This is a genomic window from Levilactobacillus paucivorans (assembly GCF_001437125.1).
GTDB lineage: Bacteria > Bacillota > Bacilli > Lactobacillales > Lactobacillaceae > Levilactobacillus > Levilactobacillus paucivorans.
In genome coordinates, this window is sequence record NZ_JQCA01000123.1 from 1 (window position 1) to 7,744 (window position 7,744).

9 protein-coding genes and 1 tRNA gene are annotated in these 7,744 nt (G+C 48.4%); 6 read left to right on the plus strand and 4 right to left on the minus strand.

The window, feature by feature from the left end:
* Nucleotides 1–131 precede the first annotated feature (131 nt).
* From IV54_RS09185 to IV54_RS11785, 3 genes are all read left to right on the plus strand, one after another.
* A tRNA-Thr gene (locus IV54_RS09185) sits at nt 132–204 on the plus strand.
* Nucleotides 205–403: 199 nt separating this feature from the next.
* Entirely contained in the window at nt 404–1,318 is a 915-nt protein-coding gene (locus IV54_RS09190; RefSeq protein WP_057879064.1) for a C39 family peptidase, read from the plus strand.
* Nucleotides 1,319–1,620: 302 nt separating this feature from the next.
* The gene (locus IV54_RS11785) at nt 1,621–1,770 is read left to right on the plus strand and encodes a hypothetical protein (protein WP_157054395.1); all 150 of its coding nucleotides are present in this window, start codon (nt 1,621–1,623) and stop codon (nt 1,768–1,770) included.
* A 205-nt stretch (nt 1,771–1,975) separates the two neighbouring features.
* Here IV54_RS11785 and IV54_RS09195 read toward each other — a convergent pair whose 3' ends face one another.
* On the minus strand, nt 1,976–2,614 hold the full coding sequence (locus tag IV54_RS09195) for a DUF421 domain-containing protein (RefSeq protein WP_057879065.1): 639 nt from the start codon (nt 2,612–2,614) through the stop codon (nt 1,976–1,978).
* A gap of 3 nt (nt 2,615–2,617) precedes the next feature.
* Nucleotides 2,618–3,064 carry a DUF3290 domain-containing protein gene (locus tag IV54_RS09200; protein WP_057879066.1) on the minus strand — a complete coding sequence of 149 codons (447 nt, stop codon included), beginning with the start codon at nt 3,062–3,064 and terminating at the stop codon, nt 2,618–2,620.
* Between the two features lie 153 nt (nt 3,065–3,217).
* Between IV54_RS09200 and IV54_RS09205 the strand changes: the two genes are divergently transcribed.
* The 3 genes from IV54_RS09205 (at nt 3,218) to IV54_RS09215 (ending at nt 6,571) form a co-directional block, all read left to right on the plus strand.
* Nucleotides 3,218–4,483, plus strand: coding sequence for an MFS transporter (locus tag IV54_RS09205; RefSeq protein ID WP_057879067.1), 1,266 nt, complete (start codon nt 3,218–3,220; stop codon nt 4,481–4,483).
* A 52-nt stretch (nt 4,484–4,535) separates the two neighbouring features.
* Nucleotides 4,536–5,870, plus strand: coding sequence for a dihydrolipoyl dehydrogenase family protein (locus tag IV54_RS09210; protein WP_057879071.1), 1,335 nt, complete (start codon nt 4,536–4,538; stop codon nt 5,868–5,870).
* A 428-nt stretch (nt 5,871–6,298) separates the two neighbouring features.
* Complete coding sequence (locus IV54_RS09215) at nt 6,299–6,571, plus strand: hypothetical protein (protein WP_057879068.1); 273 nt, start codon at nt 6,299–6,301, stop codon at nt 6,569–6,571.
* Between the two features lie 58 nt (nt 6,572–6,629).
* On the opposite strand, the gene IV54_RS09220 is transcribed toward IV54_RS09215, so the two are convergent.
* Entirely contained in the window at nt 6,630–6,914 is a 285-nt protein-coding gene (locus tag IV54_RS09220) for a hypothetical protein (protein WP_162259328.1), read from the minus strand.
* Nucleotides 6,915–7,202: 288 nt separating this feature from the next.
* Nucleotides 7,203–7,478 (minus strand): hypothetical protein, encoded by a 276-nt coding sequence (locus IV54_RS09225; RefSeq protein ID WP_057879070.1) that lies wholly within the window; start codon nt 7,476–7,478, stop codon nt 7,203–7,205.
* Nucleotides 7,479–7,744 lie beyond the last annotated feature (266 nt).

Below are 7,744 nucleotides of genomic sequence, written 5' to 3' on the forward strand. Positions count from 1 at the left end.
CGAGGATAGGACGTTGCCACGCGAACGAAAGAACCCTGTGAGGGTTCTTTTTTTATTGTCAAAATTCTGGAAAACAGGGATAATGGAAGGGTGATAAGTGATGTCATTGACGTCACCGGATCGCTAAATATGCCGCTTTAGCTCAGAAGGTAGAGCGTTTCCATGGTAAGGAAGAGGTCGTTGGTTCAAATCCAATAAGCGGCTTACAGTATCGTTGGGGTCCCTCATTGCAACTTGGTTGCAGTGAGGGACCTTTTTCCATGGCTAACTTGAAGACTCTGTCAAATCAAGAAAGACAGCGGTATACTCAATCTATATGGAAAATAACTTAGCACATTAAACGAGGTCTGGTGTGTCGATTGACATGCTGACCAAAAAACAAGAATCAGGGGAGAAATAAAAGATGAGAATGACCACTAAGTTTTTAGCCGCAGCTGTCTTACTGCTGGGACTAGCCGGTCTGTCGGTTCCAGCTAAGGCTGCAACGAGAAGCACCACCATTGTGTCACAAGGCAAGGTCACCAAATTTGGTCGGGTGACCGGAAACACTAAAGGGAACCTCTACAGCTTCAAAACAGACAGCCAAGGAACGCTGACCATGTCCCCGATACATTATCTCAAAAATTATTCGAAGAGTGCCTGGATCGCGAGCAAAACGGCCTGGGTTCAAAAGGCCAATGGAAAACGCTATCGGTATGACTACGTCACCGAGACGACCAATGTGCCCAACAAACGCCATGCAGGATGGGTGCTTCATCAGGATTTGAGGACGCCCAGTGAGGTGAACTTGAACGCACCTTACATCAGCCAGAATGCCGTTAAGGCTTGGATGGGGTGTGAGTCCGCTAGCTTGCTGGAGGGTCTCCATTACAAGGGGATTCAAAATTCGACGGGGTTAGTCGCCTTCATGAAGCATTTACCACGCAGCAAGACTAATAATCCCAACACTGGTTTTGCCGGGAGTCCCTACAAGGTGACCCCTGGGGTCTTCCAGTCCATTTTTCCGAAGCCATTAGCCAAGTGGGGGAACAAGTACACCATGGTTAAGAATATCAGTGGTGCTAGTGTTGCCACGTTGCGGAGCCAGATTCGGCAACACAACCCGGTGGTAGTCTACGTTACCTTACACTTCGCCAAGGCGCAGTATGATCACTATTTCTGGGGAACGGGTATCGATAATAGTCACGTGATGTTATTAGATGGCTATAAATCAGGGTACTATCACGTCTCCGATCCGAACCAGGGCAAGTACTGGGTCAGTGCTAAGAAGTTTAAACGCAGTTATAATTACAAGCATTTCGCGGTGGCGGTTCAGTAGGAGCGAGGCCAACCGCTGTTGTTCATTAATGACACGAAAGGAAGCACCGTCTGTAGACGAGGCTTCCTTTTTTTGAATGGTCAGCGCAGTTTGCCTTGGATTTCGTGTGTTGACCTGCTAGCATAAAGATCGCTGACCGAAAGTGGTCGGCAATGGTCGTTGATTAAGGACTAATTGACTAGGGACAGGAACGAAAACTCATGTCAGCTAATCCCACGATTCGCAGATTTTGCAAATAATAGACTCGACCATGGGGAGTCGATGTAAGTGTGGAACTGGTTGTCATGAAAGGAGTTGGGGAGATGCATCTGTTACCAACGCCCGCGTTGTGGCCTGAAGCTATTCTGACCATTTTGGGCAGTGCCGCCAGTCAAACGGAACTCATCTGGTTAGGTGGGACCTTGATTGGGGCGATCGGCCTGAGTTGGGCGCTGCGTCGTCGGAAACGTTAGACTGAGACGCATCTAAATAAGAGGAGTTGACAATTATCGTCAACTCCTCTTATTTTTAGTTGGCGAACATCTGTAGTCGAAACGTGTGACAAAAGGCAGTCAACTCCGCTTAACCCCGATAGACAAGCAATCCAATACCAGGGTTATTTGTCTATCGACGTTAATGCTCATTGACTAACCGCCTTTTGTCGCACTCTTATTTCGGTTAGCGGCCATCATACCGCGTGATTTCAAATTGATGATTTTCATATTTTGCCATGTAAACGTCGCGAACGTTGGCCACACCGTGTTGCTTTAGCTGTTCCAGCAACCAATTTTCGTCATGATTCATGAGTTCCAACACGTCTTGGTCAATCTGACCATCCACGATGATGGGGTAGCGAATCGACCCGTCGCCCTGACGTAGAATGGTTAGGCTGCCGTTCTGTTCAACGATGGCCCGTTTGACCTCGTCGATCTGGTAGACGCCCGCCGTTCGGAGCTTGAAGTCGATCTCTTTGGCGGAGAGGTTGGCCTTCAGACAGTTGTGAACCAGCAGCTTGCCATCACGAATCACCGTGATGGGGCCACCATCAATGAACTTGCCGACGGCTTGCACGTGAATCTTGAGGTAACGGGTGACTAGGATCAGCAGCGACCAAATCAGCAGGACAATAATGAATTGAAGGAGAGTAACCGCCGAGTTATAGATAACCCCACCGACGATCCCCCCAAGGACGTAGTTTTGAACCTGGTCGATCGCCGAGGTGGGAGCCAGGTTCCCTTTGCCAGAGAAGTTAATCAATAGCGTCATAAAAATGAAACCAACAACTAATTTTATAAAGACATCCGAATAAACAAACATGGGTTACTCCTTTACCAACGTAATCTTGGGTTGTTTCAACGCGATCTTCTCCAGGACAAAGGCCGATCCATCACTGTTGTAGTTCAGCCGATAGTAACCATCTGGTGCCTTGACCAGGAGGTTGTCTCCTGTGGAGGTGGCGTTAATACTCAGACGAGACGGCTTGACCTTAAGCGTGGTTGCCACCTGTTGAACAGTTGCTGTGATCTGGCCGGTTTGTTGGCTTGCGGATCGAAGCGAGAGCAGGCTGTTGATTTGAAAGCCCAATACCAGCAATAATAAGGTCCCAGTGATAATGCTCAGATCCTTATATTTCACGTTCCATTGGTTTCGCAGGTAATGGACGAAGAGACCAATAAAGACGACCAGGAGTGCAATTAATAGGGCAATTCGGGCATACTGCCAAGTATTGTGGTGGGTCGTGAGATAACCGTAAGTATAAAAAGTCATCGTGTTCCCCCCTTTAAAATAAGTTCTGCAATATATTTTATCACGAATAGGGGAGAATCGTTGTCTGATAAAACCGATAGATTTCACATTGTTTTCTAATCAAAAACTCATTTTGCGGTATACTGGTAAGCAGATTAGAAAGAGGGGACTCCCATGGAAATTACCAATCGTCAATCCGTCATCCAAATTTTTCAGGCGGCCAGTAGTGATATTCTCAGCACCCTAGGCGGTGATACCTTCAGCTTCGCCTTGGGGTTGATGCTGTTGCACCGGACGCACTCGGCCATTAGTTTTGGCTTGGGTGCTATTATTTATCCGATAATTGGCCTCCTATTGGTCGTTCCTGTGGGAAACCTAGTCGATACTCACCACCATAAGAAGTTAATTCTGACGAGCAAGGGTGTGGGGATTTTAGCCTTGGTCGTGTATGCCTTTCTGGTGCCTTATGTGCGATTCCCGATGGCATTGGCGGTGGGACTGCTCGTGGTCCAAGCCTGCTGTGACAAGGTAACGAATACGACTTATACGGCCTCGATTCACGAGTTAGTTAACGACAAACACGTGAAGACCTTGGCAACGATTGAACAGGCTGCGACGGCAGGGATCCAATTACTCTCACCAGTATTAGCGGCCGCCCTGTATGCTTGGCTGGGCTTTGAAGGTACTGTTCGGGTTATGATTGGGACTGAGACTCTGGTGTGGTTGATTTCTGCCAGTATGCATTTCTATCCCGTCCCAGTAACAGTCGAGGAGGCCCCAGAGGTTACGTCGAATCAGTGGCAGAAGTTTCGGCTTGGTTTGGTCTATATCAAGGATCACCTAGCCTTGCGGGCCCTGGTCGTCATGGGTGTTGTCTTGAACTTCTTATTTAGTGCCGTAGACGTGGGTCTGCCATATGCCGTGGTTCAGGAACGCCATATGGGTAACGCCAGTTTGAGTTTGATTATGAGTAGCTTTGCCGCCGGATTGTTGGTCGGAAATCTTCTGCTAAGTGTCTTGCCATCATTTAAACGGGTGCTGTTAGTCATTCTACGCTTGTGTCTGGCGTTGGGAGCCGGAATCGGAATTCTTGGCGTTGCCTTCCTCAGCACCTTAGGTGGGCAACAACTCCTGATAGGTCTTTTGGTCTGGGGCTTTACGATTGGAACTGTTTTGGCTTTCATCAATACGCCACTGTCGGTATACCTTCAGATGACTGTGCCGACCGAACTACTTGGCCGGGTGGGCTCGACCTTTACGACACTGCTTCAACTGGCTGTGCCACTGGGAACGTTGGTCTATGGCATCTGTTTCCAACACCTCACGGCGGGTTGGGTTTACCTGCTTACCGGCATTGGGGTTCTCCTGTATACCAGTTGTCAATTAGTCGTGGATCGTCGAAATGGGAGCCTCCGCAGTCAAAATTCCCCGGAATCGTAACGTCGCGTGCTAAACTTAAACCGTTAGTTACAAGAAGGGAAGGTTTTTGCGGATGCAAGAATTCGATATCGTCGTCATTGGTGGTGGTCCTGGCGGCCTAGCCGCAGCCTATGGGTTACATGCCAAGGGCATGAACGTCGCGGTGGTGGAAAAGGATCTCTGGGGCGGCACGTGTCCCAACCGGGGATGTGATCCAAAGAAGATTCTCATGGCCGCGGTTGAAACGCAGGCCCATAGTGAGGCCTTACAAGGTCATGGCTTGAGTGGTGTTCCTCAGATTGATTGGACGGCGCTGATGGCCGCTAAGCGGGCTTATACGGAGAAAATTCCGAGTGGCACCCACAGTGGCCTCAAGTCGGCAGGAATTGCGACTTTTCATGGCACGGCCAGCTTTAATGCGGATGGCACGCTGACGGTTGGTGATGACCAACTGAACGCGGCCAACTGGATTGTCGCGACCGGGCAAGAACCACGGATTCCGGCGATTAAGGGGTCCGAATGGTTGAATACCAGTAATGAATTTCTCGATCTCGATTCGCTACCAGCCGATATTACCTTGATGGGGGCCGGCTTTGTTGGAGTGGAAATAGCTGCTATTGCCAATGCCGCCGGCAGTCACGTTCACTTGATTCATCACAGTGATCGTCCATTGCGGGCATTTGATGCGGACCTCGTTCACGATTTGATGGATCGTTTAGCAGCAGATGGCATTGATGTGCAATTGGACACCGACATTACGGCAGTGTCCCCAGCCGATGATCAGTACCAGGTCACCACGGCGACTGGTGAGAGCTGGACGACGGGGATGGTTCTGGCCACCGCTGGCCGTCGTCCGGTCATTGACGATCTGCACTTGGACCGGATTGACGTGGTCACGACAGCTCACGGGATCACGGTGAACGGTCAACTCCAGACGACTAATCCTCACGTCTTTGCCCTGGGTGACGTCGTGGATCGGCCACAACCGAAGTTGACCCCAGTGGCTGGATTCGAGGGTCGCTACCTAGCGGAAACGCTGACGACCTGTGATTCACCAGCGATTGTGTATCCAGCTATTCCATCGGTTGTTTATGGGAAAACCCAGCTGGCTCAGTTAGGGGTTAGCCCAGAAATGGCAACGATCCAAGCCGATCGCTATCAGGTCAAGGACCTGGATCTGACACATTGGTATAGCTATCAGCGGATTCAGGATCCTCACGCGCGGATTAAGGTCGTGGTTGACCGTACGTCCCAAAACATTGTTGGCGCAGCCATCTTAAGCACGGAGGCTGAACAGGTTATCAATTACCTCGACTTCGTGATTCAAAACCACATGAGTTCAGCAGATATTAGCCAGACCATTATGGCATACCCCACGCTGGCTTCCGATTTGGGATACTTTAATTAAAAATCATGCGTTTTAAATTCCATTGAAAAAGCAAAAGCCATCAACGATCCTTTTCGATCGCTGATGGCTTTTGCTTTTGAAGTTTAGGTTGATGTAATTGATGGACGTTGTGGTTTCGAAAGTATTAGTCGACAAAGCACTCACGATTGCAGGTACAATACGATTTATGAGAGTGAAAATTATGAACTTTGATGAACTGGAAATTAACATAAGTTATGGCGAATATCAATCTTAGCCGGCGGAATCCCTGGCAGCCGCAGGCGGTCACAGGCGGTCAATTTAAACCCGACCCACCAAGTAGTTTCGGTTAAAGTCCGAACCAACCGGTTTGGGTTGCCAAGGCCCGCCGGCTTGCGGCCACCGTGATACACTCATTGCGACTCAAGAGGCGTGACTGACGTTGACCTGAGGAAAGGGTGGGGAAGACCATGGATGCACAGCGACACTTTGTTAAGTCGATTATGATTGCGATGGCGGCAGCGATCCTAGTTTTGGCAATTCGGTTATGGGGCTACAGTGTGATTATTCACGGCGCAAATCTGAAATATTATCTTTCGATCGGCTTGGGCCTAGGGCTCTTTATCTTGTCGATCTACGCAACAACCGCTTTGGAAAAGGTGGATACCAGCCTGCGCATCGACCTGATCTTTCTGTTGACTGGCGTGGTCGTTGGCGGGGCGATTCTGGCATTAGCGCTCTGAATTTTGGCAATGTAAAAGGCGTACGGATCGAAAGCCCGTACGCCTTTTGTAACGTTTATTAGAGTAAGACGTTGATGATGATGCCCGTGAATGCCAGCTGTAAGAATAAAGCTGAGACACCTTCGAATTCACGATAGAGCCGCTCACGTGCAAAGCCAGTGAGGGTAAAGGCATCAGAAATAATGAAGATTGCCAGAAGAATACTCCATAGTAGCCGGCTGGTTCCGTCGGGCAACCCCATTAAAAGAGCAACCGCAACAAGCAAGAATGCGTAGAAATCAACCATGCCCACCTTGAGAATATCGCTAAGTGTAGGCCGTAAGAGTTTTGACAATGTATCCACTTTCCTTTTCCATAAAAAATTTGGCAGTGAGCCCGAATTAACTCTCGATTTCCTTCTCAAATTAGTTCAGGATGGTTGTCCATAACTTAAAAGTTACGCACACGTAACAACCTATACTTATATGATAAGCCAAAACTGAAATGCCGTCAAATGGGGACACTCGGCCGTTTGAAAATAGGTAAAAACATTACCTATTGGGGCTAATATTTGGTTCTGTGGGTCACAAATCGTCCCACAAGGTAAATAAAATGAGAACCGGTCACTAGAACCGGTCCTCAGTCGTTGTGTCTAAAGTAAAAAGTTTAACAGCAAGCCAGTAAATACAACCTGCAAAATCAATACCGAGAAGATTTCAAAATCATGGTAAAGTTTACCGCGCCAGAGGCCTAACACGGTGAACAGACTGGATAGCGCGAATACGACGAATATGATACCCCAGATGAGATGATTGGTCTCATCTGATAGATTCAAAATCAAGGTCACCGCTCCAAATAGGAACACGAAGAAATCAAGCATTCCGATCTTCAAAACCCCACCGAATGTGGGTTGTAAAATTTTCGACATCGCTGTCGCCACCCTTCCCCCGAATGAGCCGATTGCTCGAACGGCCATAGCTTTAGTGTAGCCATTTCTTAGAAAATATCAATGGGGGTGAATGATATTTTGCTATATTGATTTGACGAGCAGTGAATGTGAAGTTGTGTCTTTTGTCTCTCTGAGAAGTGGCGTATCATGGAACTTAAATTAGAATTTAGAGAGAGGGATTGGCATGGCTTTTTTGGGTCTCTGTCAAATCGTATTGGTGGAGATTTTGAACGGCACATTCACTT

Bases quoted from the DNA above. Each gene is read 5' to 3' on its own strand.
- IV54_RS09190 (WP_057879064.1), top strand. From the start codon at position 404: ATGAGAATGACCACTAAGTTTTTAGCCGCAGCTGTCTTACTGCTGGGA.
- IV54_RS11785 (WP_157054395.1), top strand. From the start codon at position 1,621: ATGCATCTGTTACCAACGCCCGCGTTGTGGCCTGAAGCTATTCTGACC.
- IV54_RS09195 (WP_057879065.1), bottom strand. From the start codon at position 2,614: ATGTTTGTTTATTCGGATGTCTTTATAAAATTAGTTGTTGGTTTCATT.
- IV54_RS09200 (WP_057879066.1), bottom strand. From the start codon at position 3,064: ATGACTTTTTATACTTACGGTTATCTCACGACCCACCACAATACTTGG.
- IV54_RS09205 (WP_057879067.1), top strand. From the start codon at position 3,218: ATGGAAATTACCAATCGTCAATCCGTCATCCAAATTTTTCAGGCGGCC.
- IV54_RS09210 (WP_057879071.1), top strand. From the start codon at position 4,536: ATGCAAGAATTCGATATCGTCGTCATTGGTGGTGGTCCTGGCGGCCTA.
- IV54_RS09215 (WP_057879068.1), top strand. From the start codon at position 6,299: ATGGATGCACAGCGACACTTTGTTAAGTCGATTATGATTGCGATGGCG.
- IV54_RS09225 (WP_057879070.1), bottom strand. From the start codon at position 7,478: ATGTCGAAAATTTTACAACCCACATTCGGTGGGGTTTTGAAGATCGGA.